A 17,501-nucleotide genomic window follows, 5' to 3' on the forward strand; every position below is an offset into this window, starting at 1 on the left:
TCTTTACGCCTCCTTCTGGTCACGCAGGAAATATATCGTATCCAGTTCAACCTTATGCGCGGCATTTACAATAGCTTGCGGAGTTATGGCCTGAATATCACTCATCAATTCCGTATTTGAGCGGACGCGTCCGGTCAGAATCGAATTAAAGTCATAGGCAATCATCTCAAAAGCCGAATCCTGAAGCTCACGCAAATGGTTCAAAATCATCGCCTTCGTCTGGTTCATTTCCAATTCAGATAATTCACCTGCACGCATACTGTCAAGCTGCTGTCGGATAATTTCCGAAGCACGGTCAAAATTAGCAATCTCGATCCCTGACTGGATGGTGCACAGACCCTTGATACCGTCCAGCCTGGATGCTGCATAATAGGCTAATGATGCTTTTTCCCGTACATTCATAAACAGCTTGGAGTGCGGATATCCGCCAAGAATGCCATTGTACATCAGCATTGCTGCATAGTCATCGTCCGCATAGCCTGTATTTGTCCTGAGTCCCATATTGAGCTTGCCCTGATTAACATCCATTTTCTCGATAACCGTTTTGACATTCGTTACTTTGCGTTCTCCAGATGAACGAACATAAGAGCCTGGCTTGCCGCCGCCGGTCCGGAATGCCTTCTCGGCAATCGCTTGCACTTCTGCAAGACTTGTGTCGCCGACGATGTATAAATCAAAGCAAGCCTGGTTCAGCCATTGCTGATAGGCTTCATACAGCGACTTCTCATCAATGGAGGCCAAATCCGAGATTTGTCCAAGCGCATGAAACCGGAACGGCTCATCCGCACACATTTCCTCTACACAGCGCTCAGCCGCGTAACGGATTTTATCATTTATAATCGCTTCCAGACGCTGCTTCAGCGTTGTTTTCTCAGCTGCAACATACTTGGCCCGCAGAGCGCCTTGTGAATCCTGCGCCGGAGAAGTCAGCACCTCGCCAAGCAGTTGCAATGCAGATTGCAGCAAGGAAGCCGATGACGATACAAACTGATCATGGATGACGTCCAGACGAAACTGTACGATCTGGGAATCACCCCGTTTATAAATATCAAAGCCAAATCCGGCCCCATACATATTGTCCAGACGCTCGCGGAATGCAATTGTCTCAGGTGTAGAAGAGGTTCCCCTACGGAGTACGAAAGGGGTCAGAGCTGTCGCAGTAACTGTGTCCTCAGCCAATGGCACACCTGCATAGAGCGATATCGCAAACGTCTTGAACCTTTTTGTTGGCAGAACATGCAGCCTAACCCGATCAAATAAACTTCTCTCAAAAGGCGTTACTGTCACTTGTTCATAGCCCCTTCCATCGCAGAATTACGTAGTCAATCTATTCCAGCTTGACGATTTCTATACCATTCTAACCCACCCTTAATGCAAGAAGCAACCCGCATTCCAGGTCGGGTGCGGGTCACTTCTGAAGGACTGTCTATTACATACAGAAAATGTGCTTGCCGATGGTTTTCACCTGCGGACGGGTCCAAATCCATTTGGAAGTCGCAGTCTCCGGATTGAAATAATAGAGACACCCGTCACTCGGATCCCAGCCGTTGATGGCATCCTGCACAGCCTGGCGTGCGCGGTCGTTTGGCTCCAGCCAGATTTGCCCGTCCGCTACCGCTGTAAACGCCCCCGGCTGGAAAATGACTCCGGAAGCCGAATTCGGGAAGCTAGGGGACTTAACACGGTTTAATATGACCGCCGCTACTGCAACCTGACCTTCATAAGGCTCCCCGCGTGCTTCACCGTAGACAGCATTGGCCATAATTTTCAGGTCGTTTGCTGACAAGCCAAGACGGTTGGATTTTGCCAGATTGCTCGATTCAGAGCTGCCGCCTGTATTCTCATTGCCGGAGGGGCCACCGCCTGTACTTTCATTGCCGGACGGCTTCCAGCTCTTGGTCGCTTCCCATAGCTTCAGCTTCGTTTTCGCGCCGACTACACCATCAGATTTCATCCCGAACTTCCATTGAAACCAAGTAACAGCATTTTTGGTCTTCGAACCAAATTGGCCGTCAATCTGACCATCGTAATACCCCAAAAATTTCAGACGTCCCTGAAGCTCATATACATCCTGCCCTGTTGCGCCAACCGTCAGGGTAGCATTACTAAAGGTTTCGGTTGTCGTCTGGTCCCCTGCCTGCTTCAGTGCATAAGCTCCAAACAGCATGCATACGATGACGGCAGTCATTATAACCAATCGTTTCTTCATGCGGTTCAATCAGCCTTTCTCATCCTTTAGTCATTCGCTGGTTGCGAATGCCGCTACAGGTAGTATGAGAAAGTGCCAATCCTTCTATGCATATCTTTTCCCGCATTGGAGGAAGACGTTAGCACTGGCAGGAGTGAAGCTTGCCGGCGCCTCTGCCCTCATATTGATCAGGAAGTAATCTTGCTGGCCTGATACTGCTCCAGTGTAGTCAGCACTTCACGAGGCTTGCTGCCCTCGTAAGGGCCGACTATATTTCTGGCCTCCATCTGGTCTACCAGCCTTGCCGCACGCGTATAGCCTACGCGCATTCTCCGCTGAAGCAGAGAAACGGAAGCCTGCTTGGCTTCGAGGACAATTTGTACCGCCTGCTCATACAGCTCGTCCAGATTATCATCCTCGGCTTCTGCCGTCTCTTCGATTTCCGGTACCAGATCTTCCTTGTACTCAGCCTCCGCCTGTCCTCTGACATGATTGACGACAAACTCGACCTCCTGGTCAGACAGAAATGCGCCCTGTACACGGATCGGCTTGGACATGCCTACCGGCAGAAACAGCATATCTCCGCGGCCAAGCAATTTCTCCGCCCCTACCATATCCAGAATGGTACGAGAGTCTACTTGAGAGGAGACACCAAAGGCAATCCTTGACGGTATATTGGCCTTGATAACACCTGTAATGACGTCTACCGAAGGACGCTGAGTCGCAATAATCAGATGGATGCCGGCTGCACGCGCCATTTGCGCCAGGCGTGTAATTGCGTCCTCCACATCCCCTGCAGCAACCATCATCAGATCAGCGAGCTCATCGACGATGACAACGATGTAAGGGAGAATGGCCGCCGGGTTATCCTTCATCAGCGTGTTGTAACCTTCAATGTTCCGTGTTCCCGATTTGGAGAACAGCTCGTAGCGCTTTTCCATTTCAACTACGATCTTCTTAAGTGCAAGCGATGCGCGCCGCGGATCCGTAACTACTGGAGCAAGCAAATGCGGAATACCATTGTACACGTTCAGCTCTACCATCTTCGGGTCGATCATCAGGAAGCGTACTTCATCCGGCTTCGCTTTATAGAGAATGCTTGTGATAATACCATTGATACACACGGATTTCCCTGAACCGGTAGCTCCCGCAACGAGCAGATGGGGCATCTTCGCCAGGTTGCCGATAATCGGCTGTCCGGAAATATCCCGGCCGAAGGCAATTGATAATTTGGAAGGCGCATGCTGGAATGCAGTTGTCTCCATGACCTCACGCATCGTGACAACAGAAACCTCCATATTGGGAACTTCGATGCCGATTGCCGATTTCCCCGGAATCGGAGCTTCCATCCGAATATCCTTGGCGGCAAGCGCAAGCGCGATATCATCGGTCAATCCGACAATCCGGCTCACCTTGACCCCAACGCCAGGCTGGACTTCATAGCGGGTTACCGCCGGACCTCTTACGACGTCAAGCACTTTCGCCTCGACATTAAAGCTCTTGAGCGTTTCGGTAAGGACATTCCGCAAATTGGCATCTGAAAGCCCTTCAGGCCCCCGGTTCTTCGGCTTGGAGAGCAGTACAAGGCTCGGGAGCAGATATGGCTTCACCACCACCGGCGCTGCCGGTGCTGTTCCAACTGCTGCATCTCCAGCGCCATCACCAGCAGCAGAAGTAAGCCCGCCTTCCTCTCTCTCGTCTGAGCCGGCTAAATCATCAGGCTCGCCTGCGGGTACTTCAGCATCCTTCTGATCAGCAGACTCTTCATATACAGGATCAGAAAGCGACTCCGGCCAGGATTCCACCATATGCGGCTCACCTTCTACCGGATGTTCCGGCTCAGCCGGCCATGTATCGACAGCGGCCTCAACAGCCTGATAAGACTCTTGTGAAGCCGACCAGCCTTTAACAGGCTCCAGCGGAGACAACGGCGGTTCCTGATCCTCTTCCTTCAAGTCATTCTTTACCGGGGCCTGCTTCTCGCCCAACTGGCTGTTAACTTTATTTTTTACCCAGGCAATCAGACCGCTTGATTTCTTCTCTTTCCTGCCTGCAGTTTCTTGCTCCTCTATGTAATCCTGCTCGTCATTCTCAAAGTAATCCTCATCATCATCGTCATCCAAAACCGGGGCATGGACAGTCTGGGCCGGTTTGGGCTTCTGCTTTTGCTGTTTTGCCTTCTGGGCGAGCATTTTAGCACGCGCCTGCATCGCTGCTTTCCACTTTTGCTTGAGCAGGACTGCCAGTCGTCTGCCGCGCTTAACGATAAAGCGGATCAGTTCCACATAGGATTTACCTGTGATGAGCATAATGGATATCGCAAACATGACAATCAAAATGAACTGTGAAATGGTTAGTCCAAACAGCATGTTCAGCAAAGTAAGCTGAATCGCGCCCAAGTAACCGCCACTGATCGCTTTGGAAATCATCGGTGTGTCGTTTGTGCCGATGACGTCAAGCTCACTGCGGATATTGGAACCCAGCTCAGACAATATAGCCGATGAATCCACAGAAGGCATACCTGCCAGCTTCAGCTTAATTTCATTAATTGCACTCATCAGCGTCAGTGCCATAACGAGCAGCACAATCCCGCTTTTGCGCCGTGACCATCCCGACGGCCATGCCCGCTTGACCATAACGGCCAATCCGATAAAGATGAATACAAGCGGCAGGACAAAATAAAACTTCCCCAAAATAAGTCCAAACAGCTTGGAAAGGGCGCGCCCTACAGTCGCTTCGCCGGAGAGCGCGATTACAGATATAGTAATGATCAGTATCCCGTAGACCTCATATTTTAAACTCGTACCTATCGATTTTTTTTTGCGTTTTCGTTTTGCCACTTAAGTCACCTCTTGGTACAACATTATACCATAGGTGGACAAATGTTCCTACGTGTTTGGCGAATGGATATTCGCATATATAATTGTGCGGCCGGGGCTAAGCTCAGGACGAAGATAGTCCTCCAGAGAGCCGTTAATGATCCGGACGATTTTGCCGATTCCATGACCTGTCGGCTCCACCTGCATCATCACGCCGCCGACCTGTATTTCAATCCATGGCTCGCGTTCCTGATCATGGCCCGACAGCACCAGCTCCAGCGGCATGCTTGTGTATAAGGTCATTGGATCGTCCCCCCTGCAAGCCTTTGACTTTCAATAGCTGCGTTAAGCTCCCTGATCGCCTCGCCAATACCTCCCACAGCATCTATCATCCCATGGCGTACCGCATCCGCCCCTATTACTGTCGTACCAATATCACGGGTCAGCTCACCTGTTTTGAACATCAGCTCCTTGAACTTTTGTTCCGTAACGTTGGAATGGGAAGTAACGAAACGCACAACCCTCTCCTGCATTTTATCAAGGTATTCAAAAGTTTGCGGAACGCCGATTACAAGTCCGTTCAGACGAATCGGATGGATGGTCATCGTCGCAGTCTCTGCGATAAAGGACTTGTTGCCCGCTACGGCAATCGGCACACCAATTGAATGGCCTCCGCCAAGCACAAGCGTAACGGTCGGCTTGGACAGCGAGGAGATCATTTCTGCAATGGCAAGACCGGCTTCCACGTCTCCGCCTACCGTATTCAATACAATAAGGATGCCTTCAATTTTTGCATTTTGTTCCGCGGCAACAAGCTGTGGTATGAGATGCTCGTATTTGGTCGTCTTGTTTTGCGGTGGCAGGACAAGATGGCCTTCAATCTGCCCGATAATCGTCATACAAAATATATTCGACTCTGCAGCAGGTGCGGGTACCGTACCAAATTGCTGAATCGACTCAGCCATAGCCATCTTCTTCCTTTCATCCTGTACCTCCGGCTCCTCCTGCTTTTGAAACAAATTGTCATGAAACATGAATATAACCCTCCCTTGGCATAAGCTTGTCATAGTATGGGTTACACAGCCGCTTTTATACGGAACAGGCAAGGCAGGGATGCCAATAAAAAAACCTTCAACTCCTAAAGGAGCTGAAGGCTTGAAGTTCATTATACTTCCATAATAATCGGCAGAATCATCGGACGGCGGCGCGTTTGCTCGTATAAGAAACGGCCAAGCGCATCCTTCACATTCGTCTTCAGAGACGCCCACTCATTCACTTTATCATTCATCAGCTTGTGGAGAGTCGAGGTCACAATACGGTTGGCCTCTTCCAGCAAACCTTCGGATTCCCTGACGTATACGAAGCCGCGGGAGATGATATCCGGACCGGACAGAATCGTTCCATCCTGCTTGCTCAAGGTCACCACGACAACCAAAATCCCATCCTGGGACAGCAGCTTGCGGTCACGCAATACAATATTTCCTACGTCACCTACACCAAGTCCGTCAATGAGGACATTACCGGCCGGCACTTTGTTACCTTTACGGGCATTTCCACCCTGGAACTCTACCGTATCGCCGTTATCCATCAGGAAGATATTTTCCTTCTCCACTCCGACAGACTCACCAAGCAGGGCATGGTGGCGAAGCATCCGGTATTCACCGTGGATCGGGATGAAATACTTGGGCTTAATCAAATTAAGCATCAGTTTGAGCTCTTCCTGGCTGCCGTGACCGGAAACGTGAACGCCCGATACAGAACCTGGACCGTAGATCACGTTGGCGCCTAGACGGAACAGTTCATCGACTGTGCGTCCTACATATTTTTCATTCCCGGGTATTGGTGTCGCGGCAATGATCACCGTATCCCCTGGCAAAATATCAACCTTGCGGTGAGTGGATCTGGCCATACGCGTCAGCGCTGACATAGGCTCACCTTGGCTTCCGGTTGACAGGACAACGACACGGTCAGCAGCCATCTTATTCACTTCATCCGGCTCAATAATCATTCCCTCAGGAATTTCAAGATAGCCGAGGTCTGAAGCAATATTGACTACATTTACCATACTGCGTCCGATAACTGCAATTTTCCGTTTTGTCGCCATCGCGGCATTGATGACTTGTTGGATACGGTGTACATTTGATGCAAAGGTAGCAACGACAATACGTTGGGAAGCTTTGCGGAAAATGTCCTCAAAGTTGTTCCCGATCATGCTCTCGGATGGCGTAAAGCCCGGACGTTCAGCATTTGTACTGTCAGAAAGCAGCACAAGCACACCCTGAGCGCCAATTTCCGCCATGCGCTGCAGGTCTGCATACTGGTTGTTTACCGGAGTATGATCAAATTTAAAGTCACCTGTATGCACCACACGTCCTTCTGGTGTATCCAGACAGACTCCTACAGAGTCTGGAATGCTGTGATTGGTTTTGAAGAAGCTGGCTTTGATGGAGCCAAGCTGAACTTCGGAATCGGCGTTGATCAGAATCCGCTTCGTCTCGCCCAGCAAACCTGCCTCCTTCAGTTTTCCTTCGATCAATCCGAGCGTAAGCTTCGTGCTGTATACAGGGACATTCAGATGCTTAAGCACATATGGCAGTGCGCCGATATGGTCTTCGTGTCCGTGAGTAACGAGAATTCCTCTCACTTTATCCCTGTTCTCCGTCAGGTAGCTGATATCAGGTATGACAATATCGATGCCGAGCATGTCCTCTTCCGGGAACTTCAAGCCCGCGTCCACAACAACAATGTCATTCCCATGCTGGACGACATACATGTTCTTGCCGATTTCACCGACGCCGCCCAGTGCAAAAATAATTAATTTATCCTGGTTGTTCTTCTTAGACAAGTGTATCTATACCTCCTAAAGTTGTTCAACGTCGATCCAAACGTTATTCAATTTTCAATATTATTTATTTGCCGCACTCAGTCACTTGAAATCATTATACATGATAAAATTGTCAAAACACAAGTCAAGTCATTCCATAATTCAGCAGCATCCCCTGTGGCCCTTTATTATCAAGGCATCAGGGCGTTCCAAGCTCGGCAGACACTCTCTCTTTTATATATAAGCTGTGGTAAGCGGATAAAATTTATACCTTATGTAAGCCAGGCTTTTAATTGGCTGAAAAACCGCAAAGTATAAAACCGATGCTGCTGTTTGCGCAAAAAAACGGCTGCGGTCGTCCATTGTAAGGACAGCAGCCGTTTTTTGACAGGTCTTGCTGCAGACTAGAAAAGTTGTCTTAGAATATTCGCTTCTTCTTCATTTACCCACACCAGCGGCAATCTCACACCGCCAACAGGGAAGCCCCGAACCTCAAGTGCAAATTTGACTCCAACCGGATTTGGAGCCGGGGAGAACAATGCCTTGAAGATTGGATGAATCTGCTGATACAGTTTGGCTGCCCGCTGTACATCGCCGTTCAGATAAGCGTTAATCATTTGTTTCATTTCTTTGCCGACGATATGGCCGGCTACACTGATAATCCCGTGTCCGCCTACAGCAAGCACCGGCAGTGCCGCCCCATCATCACCAGAGTAAACCAGGAAGCCTTCCGGCGCACCGTTAAGAATTTGTGTAACTACGTCAATTGATGCACATTCTTTGGTTCCGACTACATTGTCCAGCTCTGCAAGCCGCAATGTGGTCTCCGGGCTTAAGCTGATGCCAGTTCTGCTCGGCACGTTGTACAAGAGAACGGGAAGCTTTGTCGATTCGGCAACAGCCTTGAAATGCTGATACAGTCCTTCCTGATTTGGACGGTTGTAATACGGAGCCACCAGTAGCAGAGCATCAACCCCGGTCTCCCCGGCAGCCTGAGTCAAATGGATGGAATGGGCAGTATTATTGCTGCCCGTCCCCGCAATGATCTTGCATCTTCCCGCTGCACGCTTCACGCCAAACCGGAATAGCTCCAGCTTTTCTTCATCCGAAAGTGTGGGCGATTCGCCAGTTGTTCCGGCAAGGACGATACTGTCATTCTGCTGCTCATCTATTAGATAATCAATTAATCGTCCGGTTGCATCCCAATCAATTTGACCATTCGCGTCGAACGGGGTTACCATTGCGGTCACTAATCTTCCAAAATCCATATTGACGTCCTCCGATTATAAAAATTGATAATGAGGGCTAAACCTCACCGTTATGATTATTGTCGCTTATATATTATAACATTATAAATGCAATTCGAACTTGGCATGTAACGCTCTGAGCGCGGGAACCATATCATTCTGCCGCACAAGCACCCAGATTGTGCTGTTGGAGTCTGCCGACTGTAAAATCGGTATATCCAGCTCCGCCAGCGCCTCCACGATACGGGCCATGATGCCGGGGACACCATTCATTCCGCCCCCGATCACCGATACCTTCGCACAGCCTGTAACGGCCTTCGGATCGTAACCAATCTTCCGCAGAACGGAAATAGCATGCTCCGCATCACTGTCAAAAACGGTGTACACGGCTCCGCCCAAGTTAACGTTGATGAAATCCACGCTGATCTGATGGCTTGCCATCGCCTGGAATACCTGGAGCTGAACATCGCATTCCTGATCCTGCTGGGCCTGCACCGAGATTTGAGTAACTCCTTCGACGTGAGCGATACCTGTAACATGTCGGTCTTTAACCGACAGGTTCACAGCTCCGTCCAGATGTGTGACCAGTGTGCCTTCATCGTCCGAAAATGTTGAACGGACACGCAGCGGCACGCCCGCCTGCTGTGCGATTTCTACAGCCCGGGGATGAATAACCTTGGCTCCCTGGCGGGCCATATTGCAAATTTCGCCGTACCCGACGACGGAGAGCGGCTTTGCGTTCTTGACAATTCTTGGGTCAGCGGTCAATATGCCGTTTACATCCGTATAGATATCAACACGCTCTGCCTGCAAGGCTGCCCCCAGTGCTGTCGCCGAAGTATCACTGCCGCCACGTCCAAGGGTCGTCAGTTCGCCCTCAGCTGTCCGGCCCTGAAAACCTGCGACAATAACAACCGATTGTTCCGCCAGATGCTTCAGGATCGCCTGCGGCTTCATCTCCACTATTTTTGCATTGCCGAATTTGGCATCCGTTATGATGCCGGCCTGGCCTCCGGTCAATACCACAGCCGGGATGCCGCTGGCCTGCAGGAGAGAACACATCGTAACAGCTGAAATGATCTCTCCGCAGCACATGAGCAGATCACGCTCCCTTACAGGGAGATGCGCCTGTCCATTGCCGGACGTCAAACCAAGCAAGGTGTCGGTTGCATAAGGCTCGCCCTTGCGGCCCATTGCCGAGACCACGATAACAAGCTGATAGGCAGCCTGCCTTTCTCTCTTAATATGAACAATAACCCTCTCTCTCGCAGTTGCTGTCGAAAGAGAGGTTCCGCCAAATTTTTGAACCAAAATAGCCATGTGGCTGTTTCCTCCGTAACGTAAAAGCGGCTTTTATCCAGTTTACGCTACTGCAAGCCAGGAGTGCACTATTTTTGCCCGTTTGTATTATGCTCTGCGATTTGAACCGGAATCCGATCGGCTCTCTTAAGCAAATTGTCGGATACGTTCCATAACAGAAATTGGTTGGCATCTGCAAGTTCATATTCATTTTTCAGTTCTACATATACAGATTCGAAAATGGCCGTATACAACAGAAATACGTACACAGGTTGCAGTAACGTCAATGGACTTATCGCCCATAATTTTTTCGTTTCGCGAACCCTCTTCATTTCTTTCAAAGTGCAGCCAGGATAAGCATTTCTATAATTACATAACAATTCTAGTAGTTAAAACGTTCTACCAGCATTGGCTGAAGCTGCCTGCCTTCAAGAGCGGCTTCGCAAGCTTCTAATATTAAATCCATTCTGGCCACCAGAGAATTAGGTTTACGGACGGGATCGTCCTGGCCGAACGGCACGAAATAAATATGCTTGGCTGCCAACAGCTTCGCAATATTCGCCGCATTAAGACCGAGTCCGTCATTGGTCGACACAGCCAGCACAACCGGCCGCTGGTTTCTCATCTGCGCCTTCGCCGCCATTAAGACAGCTCCATCGGTCATTGCGTTGGCAAGCTTGCTTGTCGTATTGCCCGTGCATGGGGCGATGACCAGCACATCGATCTGCTTGGATGGTCCAAGCGGCTCTGCCTGAACAATCGTAGAGATCAATTCATTACCGGTCAATTCCTTGAGCTGCTGCTGCCAATCTGCCGATTTGCCAAATCTCGTATCGGTAGTCATGATCGTATTCGAGACAATCGGAATGACATTAGCCCCAGCATCTACAAAGCGTTTAATTTGCGGCATTACTTCTGCGAATGTACAATGTGAGCCGGATAACGCATATCCGACCGTTTTGCCCTGCCAACTCATTTTCCATCCCCCCGTAATCGTACATCATCCAAAATCAACCGACTTAAACAGTCCGCAAGTATGCGTCCAGCAGTTTTGGGAGCTACGATTCCCGGGAGTCCGGGTGCCAGCAGCGCCTTGATTCCGCGTTTTTCAGCAAAACGGAAATCCGTACCACCCGGCTTGGAGGCCAGGTCAATAACAACGGCGCGAGAGGGCATTTTCGCAATAATTTGTGCTGTGACTATCATAGTCGGAATTGTATTAAAAAGCAAGTCAATATTCCCAACATGCAGCTGCAAATCCTTGATGTAGAAGGGATTCAACCCCATCTCCTCGGCACGTGCGAAGTGCTCAATGCGCCTGACACCGACCTGTACTTTCGCCCCGAGTCCCTGCAAGGATCGCGCCATCGTAAACCCGGTCCGCCCAATGCCCAGTACCATCGAATTTGACCCGTGAATCGTAATATCCGTATTTTGAATGGCCATCATAATGGCACCCTCGGCCGTTGGTATTGAATTGTAAATGGCAACATCATCACGTTCCAGCAACTCGACAAGCTCCAGCCCATGCTCGTTGCAGAGCTGGCGCAAATAAGGCTTTGCCATGCCGGTATAAATTTTGCAGTGCTTAGGCAGCCGCGATACATGCGTAACTGTCAACTTCAGCTCCCGGTCACTGAATACAGCCGTAATTTCCCCGTTATCATCTGTACCGACAACAGGTAGTATAAGAGCATCGACCTGCTCAAACAGCTCCTCTGTCAGTTCCGCATGCACGGCTCCGTCAAGCGGCGTATGCAAACCGTCAAATCCAACAATGGTAACAGCCGCATCAAGCTCAGCCAACTTGCGGATGATTTCCAATGCTCTCGCATCTCCGCCGAGCAGCAGAATATGAGTACCCGTCAGCATAGCGTTTCACTCCTTTCTCGCGCACCAGATATACGCTATCTTATGCCGCAGCCCAAAGGAGGGTGAAAAACAAAAAAACGGCAAGGCAGGAAGCACTCCCTGTCTTGCCGTTTTTACTTCTGTTGGTATAACGAACATGATTGCTGAAAATTCTACCGGAACCTAGACACCAGTATGTCCAAATCCGCCGTTTCCGCGAACTGTATCCGACAATTCCTCACACTCTTCCAGATCAATCTGCGGCACCAGTTGGAAAACCATTTGGGCAATGCGCTCGCCACGGTTAATAACGAACGGCTCCTGGCCCAAATTAATGAGCAGCACCTTCACTTCACCACGGTAATCAGCATCAATCGTACCCGGGGAGTTCAGACATGTAATGCCGTGCTTGTACGCCAGACCGCTACGCGGCCGGATTTGAGCCTCAAGCTCCACCGGCATTGCGAAGGCAAAGCCGGTTGGGATCAGCATGCGCTGTCCGGGAGCCAGTGTAACCGGCTCCTCTACTGCAGCCTGCAAGTCAAATCCGCTCGCCGCTTGTGACATTTTACGTGGAAGCTCCAAACCGGTACTTCCGGGAAGTCGTTTAATTTGTACCTGAAACAAGTGAATCTCTCCTTAATCCCGCTGCTGCATTATCGTTCGTTCCTACCATCGCTACGGCGAACGGAACAGACAGCATCCGGCTCGTAATTTCGCGGATGTCCGCTTCTGTAACCTGATCAATCCGCTCCAGCATCTGATCAAGTGTATAGTGTCTTCCAAGCATCAGCTCGTTTTTGCCAATCCGGTTCATACGGCTGCTTGTGCTCTCCAGGCTTAAAATAAGACTTCCCTTGAGCTGCTCCTTGCCTCTGTGAAGCTCAGCTGCAGTAAGTCCGTTAGCTGACAGATCACCCATCATCTCCACAGTCAGATCCAGCACTTCCTTCGTCTGCTTTGGAGCAGTTCCTGCATAGATGGTGAAGAGGCCTGTGTCCGCATAGGAAGTGTGATAGGAATAGACAGAGTAAGCCAGACCGCGTTTCTCGCGGATCTCCTGGAACAGACGGGAGCTCATCCCTCCGCCAATGGCGTTGTTAAGCAAAATCATTGCGTAGAGCTTCTCATCTGAAATCGAGCAGCCCGGGAAAGAGATGCAGATATGGTTCTGCTCTGTCTGCTTCTGATGGAACAAATAATCACTCTGAAAAATCGGGGATGTTGTCGTCCCGGCATTACCTGTGTTATCAAATAAGCCGAAATAGCGCTCCAGCAATTCGAGAACAGCCTGATCTTCCACATTGCCGGCTACACTGATAACCGTGTTGTCGATGCGATAGCATGATTTCATGTGTCCGATCAGATCAGCTGAACTCATGTCCAGCAGACGCTCCTCCAGACCAAGAATCGAGTAGGCAAGGGAATGCGTGCCGAATGCGGCTCTGGACGCTTCATCATGCACTTTGTCATCCGGCGTATCCTCATACATCGAGATTTCCTCGAGAATGACATTCTTCTCTTTCGCAAGCTCCTCGGAATCAAACTGCGACTCAAAGAACATATCCGCCAGAGCCTCGACTGCAAGCGGGAGATGCTCATCGAGCACCTTCGCGAAATAGCAGGTATACTCCTTGGATGTAAAAGCATTCACGTTGCCGCCAATGCCGTCGAATAAATCCGCTATATCCTTGGCGCTGCGCTGGCTCGTACCTTTGAATAGCATATGCTCTATAAAATGTGAAATCCCGTTATTGTCAGGTGTTTCATTACGTGATCCCGTCTTGACCCATATGCCAAAGGAAACCGATCTGCAGGTCGGGATATTCTCCACAACGACACGCAGTCCATTCTTTAATGTATATTTTTTCATCAGGTCCCCTCCTCAAATCAATGATACCACTATATCAGAATTAACAGGCTCACTCAACTTCGGGCACCCGCTTCTCGGAGAGGGTTTCGCTGACTGTGCCAATATTCAGCCCTTTTTTGCGTATTTCCCTAATCATTCCCGGCAGCGCTTCACTTGAGGACGCCGTCGGATGCATCAAAATAAGTGTGCCCGGCTCAATTCGCAGCCGGATCTTTTGAATAATGGCATACGCGGGCGGCTTCTTCCAGTCTATCGTATCCAGTGTCCAGAGTACCGTTCTCAACCCCTGCTCTGCGGCAACCTGCACAGTCGTCTGGTTGTAATCACCTGAGGGAGGGGCAAACCACTTGTTTTTAACATTCAGCTCGCTCTTAAGCAACGCTTCCGTCTTGGCAATCTGCTGGTAGGCCGCATCTCTCCCCAAACGGCTCATATCCGGATGGGAATAGGCATGATTGGACAACTCGTGCCCCTCGGACTGGATGTGGCGTGCAAGATCGGCATTTTTCTTCAGCCAGCTGCCGTCCAGAAAGAAAGTAGCCTTGACTTTCTCGTCCTTGAGCGTTCTTAAAATCGGCTCCAGAAATTCATTGCCCCAGGCCACATTAATCATAAAAGAGACCATAGCCTTATTGGGATTTCCTTTATAAACCGGATGCACCCCCAAATCGTGAAGCTTAACCTCCGGTTCAACCTCATGATATTGAAAGCGGATTGGAGCTTGTGGCGATGCCTTCGCCAGACGGTAGGTCTCCTCAACGTCAACCTCCAGACCGTTATAGCCCGGAATCGCTTTCCAGACCCGGTCCACGACCGCATTTACAGGAGCCACATTGCGCTTAACTGCTTCCCTGCTGATCTGTTCATAGAGGGAGTCCAGCTCATTAGAACCGTCCCTTGCCGCCGTGCTTATAAATGCCGTCTCATTTGTCCTTGAGTTTTTCAGTTCTTGAATATAATCAGCCATTCCGCCCTTGAAGACAGCTGCCCACCCGAATATCAGCAGCGTAACCGTCATAGCTGCCCACTTTTTATTGACCATTATCCTCCGCTCCTCTCATTCACTTCATCCTATGAGCAGGGGGACGAGAATATGAGGACAAACAAAAAGAGACAGACAGGATCTGACTCTTTGTTGAACAATTAATTTGAGCAGGCATCCGCCATAGAAGCACCCGCTGCTTTCTTGGAAAGCCGGGTAAGCGAAGTATGGAAGATTGCCTGTGTATATGAGGTTGTCTTAATTGTCAGCTGTATCGGTTGTTTGTGCAGCCAGAACAGCCTTTCTGGACAGGTTGACGCGGCCTTGCTGATCGATCTCCGTAACTTTAACCGTGATCTGATCGCCCACCTTGACAACATCCTCCGTTTTGACAACGCGTTCAGCTGCCAACTGCGAGATGTGTACAAGACCTTCCTTGTTCGGCAGGATTTCAACGAATGCACCGAACTTCTCAACACGCTTGACCGTACCGACATAGATTTCGCCGACAACAACTTCTTTAACGATGCCTTCGATAATCTGTCTGGCTTTTTGATTCATCTCTTCATTAGAAGAAGCGATAAATACCGTACCATCCTGCTCGATATCGATTTTCACGCCGGTTTCTTCAATGATTTTATTGATAATTTTACCGCCTGCTCCGATAACATCACGGATTTTGTCCGGATTGATATGCAGAACAAGAATTTTAGGCGCATACTGTGACAGATTGGTACGGGGCTGCTTGATAACATCCAGCATTTTGCCGAGAATGATCATGCGGCCTTCACGTGCTTGCTCAAGCGCCTGAGTCAAGATGCTGCGGTCAATACCGTCAATCTTGATGTCCATCTGGATTGCAGTTACACCCTCAGCCGTACCGGCTACTTTAAAGTCCATGTCGCCAAGATGATCTTCCAAGCCTTGAATATCAGTCAGAATGGAGAAATGATCCCCTTCTTTGATCAATCCCATCGCTACACCCGCTACCGGAGCTTTAATTGGTACCCCAGCATCCATCATCGCCATCGTGCTGGCACAAATGCTCGCCTGCGAGGAAGAGCCGTTCGATTCCAATACCTCGGATACAAGACGGATAGTGTACGGGAACTCACTTTCCGACGGAATAACCTTGGACAATGCGCGCTCACCAAGGGCACCATGTCCAATTTCACGGCGTCCAGGTGCACGAAGCGGTCTTGCTTCACCCACGCTGAACGGAGGGAAATTGTAATGATGCATGAAACGCTTGGACTCCTCCAGGCTAATACCGTCCAAAATTTGCACGTCACCAAGCGCACCGAGTGTACAAATGCTTAATGCTTGTGTTTGGCCTCTTGTAAACAGACCAGAGCCGTGTGTGCGTGGCAACAGCGAAACATCGCATTCGATTGGTCTGATTTCACTAAGGCCACGACCGTCAGGACGGACTTTGTCAACGGTGATCAAGCGTCTGACTTCTTCCTTCACAATATCATGAAGCACTTCCTTGACATCATCCAGAAGAGACTTGTCCTCTGCATAAATTTCCTCAAAGTGTGCTACAGCTTCTTCTTCAATCGCATCAATAGCATCTTGTCTGGCATGCTTCTCCGGAATCCGGATTGCTTCCACAAGGCGGGCTTCCGCATATTCGCGGACAGCCTGGTTCACCTCAGCATTGACCGCATGGAGCTTGACTTCCATTTTAGGTTTTCCTGCGAGGGCAACCAGCTCCTCCTGCTTCGCAACAATCAGCTTGATTTCATCATGTCCGAACATGATGGCTTCCAGCATGACTTCCTCGGATACCTCATTGGCCTCCGCTTCAACCATCATGATGGCGTCTTTGGTACCAGCGACAACAACATGAATATCGCTCTTTTCCTCTTCTTCAACTGTAGGGTTAATGATGAACTTGCCGTCTACACGACCGACAATAACACCACCTACAGGACCGTTAAAAGGTACATCCGAAATCGACAATGCAGCGGAAGTACCGATCATTGCTGCGATTTCAGGCGAACAGTTCTGATCTACGCTCATGACCAGATCCAAAATCTGTACGTCATTTCTGAAGCCCTCAGGGAACAACGGACGAATCGGCCGGTCCGTCAAGCGGCTGGCAAGAATGGCCTTCTCGCTGGGACGTCCTTCCCGTTTGATGAAGCCGCCTGGAATTTTACCAACCGCATACAGACGTTCCTCATAGTTAACGGTCAGCGGGAAAAAATCCAGATCTTTCGGTTCAGAGGAAGCCGTTACAGTACACAATACGACTGTATCTCCATAGCGAACTGTGACAGCAGCATTTGCCTGTTTGGCCAATCGGCCGGTTTCCAGTACAAGCGGACGACCGCCCAGCTGCATTTCTACACGTTGAAACATAGGATATCCCTCCTTGTCTAGTTTGATTTCGACAACCTGCCGGAAAGTCCT

General features: G+C 49.9%; 14 protein-coding genes and 1 pseudogene. All 15 read right to left on the minus strand.

Annotated features, from left to right (window positions below; genetic code table 11):
• Positions 1 to 3 precede the first annotated feature (3 nt).
• Positions 4 to 1,287 carry an EF-P 5-aminopentanol modification-associated protein YfmF gene (gene yfmF / locus H583_RS0116205; protein WP_028561372.1) on the minus strand — a complete coding sequence of 428 codons (1,284 nt, stop codon included), beginning with the start codon at positions 1,285 to 1,287 and terminating at the stop codon, positions 4 to 6.
• Positions 1,288 to 1,429: 142 nt separating this feature from the next.
• Positions 1,430 to 2,209, minus strand: coding sequence for a spore cortex-lytic enzyme (gene sleB, locus H583_RS0116210; protein WP_028561373.1), 780 nt, complete (start codon positions 2,207 to 2,209; stop codon positions 1,430 to 1,432).
• Between the two features lie 167 nt (positions 2,210 to 2,376).
• A complete protein-coding gene (locus tag H583_RS0116215; RefSeq protein WP_028561374.1) occupies positions 2,377 to 5,028 on the minus strand; it encodes an FtsK/SpoIIIE family DNA translocase in 2,652 nt (883 codons plus the stop codon).
• Between the two features lie 48 nt (positions 5,029 to 5,076).
• Positions 5,077 to 5,310, minus strand: coding sequence for a YlzJ-like family protein (locus H583_RS0116220; RefSeq protein WP_028561375.1), 234 nt, complete (start codon positions 5,308 to 5,310; stop codon positions 5,077 to 5,079).
• On the minus strand, positions 5,307 to 5,978 hold the full coding sequence (locus H583_RS0116225; RefSeq protein WP_245585948.1) for a ClpP family protease: 672 nt from the start codon (positions 5,976 to 5,978) through the stop codon (positions 5,307 to 5,309). Before H583_RS0116225 ends, H583_RS0116220 begins: the two co-directional genes overlap by 4 nt.
• 194 nt (positions 5,979 to 6,172) lie before the next feature.
• Positions 6,173 to 7,852: a ribonuclease J gene (locus H583_RS0116230; protein ID WP_028561377.1), complete on the minus strand. Its 1,680-nt coding sequence runs from the start codon at positions 7,850 to 7,852 to the stop codon at positions 6,173 to 6,175.
• A gap of 383 nt (positions 7,853 to 8,235) precedes the next feature.
• On the minus strand, positions 8,236 to 9,099 hold the full coding sequence (gene dapA, locus H583_RS0116235) for a 4-hydroxy-tetrahydrodipicolinate synthase (protein WP_028561378.1): 864 nt from the start codon (positions 9,097 to 9,099) through the stop codon (positions 8,236 to 8,238).
• A gap of 81 nt (positions 9,100 to 9,180) precedes the next feature.
• A complete protein-coding gene (dapG, locus tag H583_RS0116240; RefSeq protein WP_028561379.1) occupies positions 9,181 to 10,398 on the minus strand; it encodes an aspartate kinase in 1,218 nt (405 codons plus the stop codon).
• Positions 10,399 to 10,466: 68 nt separating this feature from the next.
• Positions 10,467 to 10,727 (minus strand): annotated as a pseudogene (locus tag H583_RS0116245) (Asd/ArgC dimerization domain-containing protein); the annotation flags it as partial.
• Positions 10,728 to 10,759: 32 nt separating this feature from the next.
• The gene (locus H583_RS0116250) at positions 10,760 to 11,353 is read right to left on the minus strand and encodes a dipicolinate synthase subunit B (RefSeq protein WP_028561381.1); all 594 of its coding nucleotides are present in this window, start codon (positions 11,351 to 11,353) and stop codon (positions 10,760 to 10,762) included.
• On the minus strand, positions 11,350 to 12,249 hold the full coding sequence (gene dpsA, locus H583_RS0116255) for a dipicolinate synthase subunit DpsA (RefSeq protein ID WP_028561382.1): 900 nt from the start codon (positions 12,247 to 12,249) through the stop codon (positions 11,350 to 11,352). The genes H583_RS0116250 and dpsA overlap by 4 nt, the downstream gene beginning before the upstream one ends.
• Before the next feature lie 162 nt (positions 12,250 to 12,411).
• Positions 12,412 to 12,855, minus strand: coding sequence for a dUTP diphosphatase (gene dut / locus H583_RS0116260; RefSeq protein WP_028561383.1), 444 nt, complete (start codon positions 12,853 to 12,855; stop codon positions 12,412 to 12,414).
• The gene (locus H583_RS0116265; RefSeq protein ID WP_028561384.1) at positions 12,836 to 14,101 is read right to left on the minus strand and encodes a M16 family metallopeptidase; all 1,266 of its coding nucleotides are present in this window, start codon (positions 14,099 to 14,101) and stop codon (positions 12,836 to 12,838) included. The genes dut and H583_RS0116265 overlap by 20 nt, the downstream gene beginning before the upstream one ends.
• 49 nt (positions 14,102 to 14,150) lie before the next feature.
• Entirely contained in the window at positions 14,151 to 15,143 is a 993-nt protein-coding gene (locus H583_RS0116270) for a polysaccharide deacetylase family protein (protein WP_028561385.1), read from the minus strand.
• Positions 15,144 to 15,341: 198 nt separating this feature from the next.
• On the minus strand, positions 15,342 to 17,450 hold the full coding sequence (gene pnp, locus H583_RS0116275; protein ID WP_028561386.1) for a polyribonucleotide nucleotidyltransferase: 2,109 nt from the start codon (positions 17,448 to 17,450) through the stop codon (positions 15,342 to 15,344).
• Between the last annotated feature and the right edge of the window lie 51 nt (positions 17,451 to 17,501).

It is taken from the genome of Paenibacillus pinihumi DSM 23905 = JCM 16419 (assembly GCF_000422505.1).
Classification (GTDB): domain Bacteria; phylum Bacillota; class Bacilli; order Paenibacillales; family Paenibacillaceae; genus Paenibacillus_D; species Paenibacillus_D pinihumi.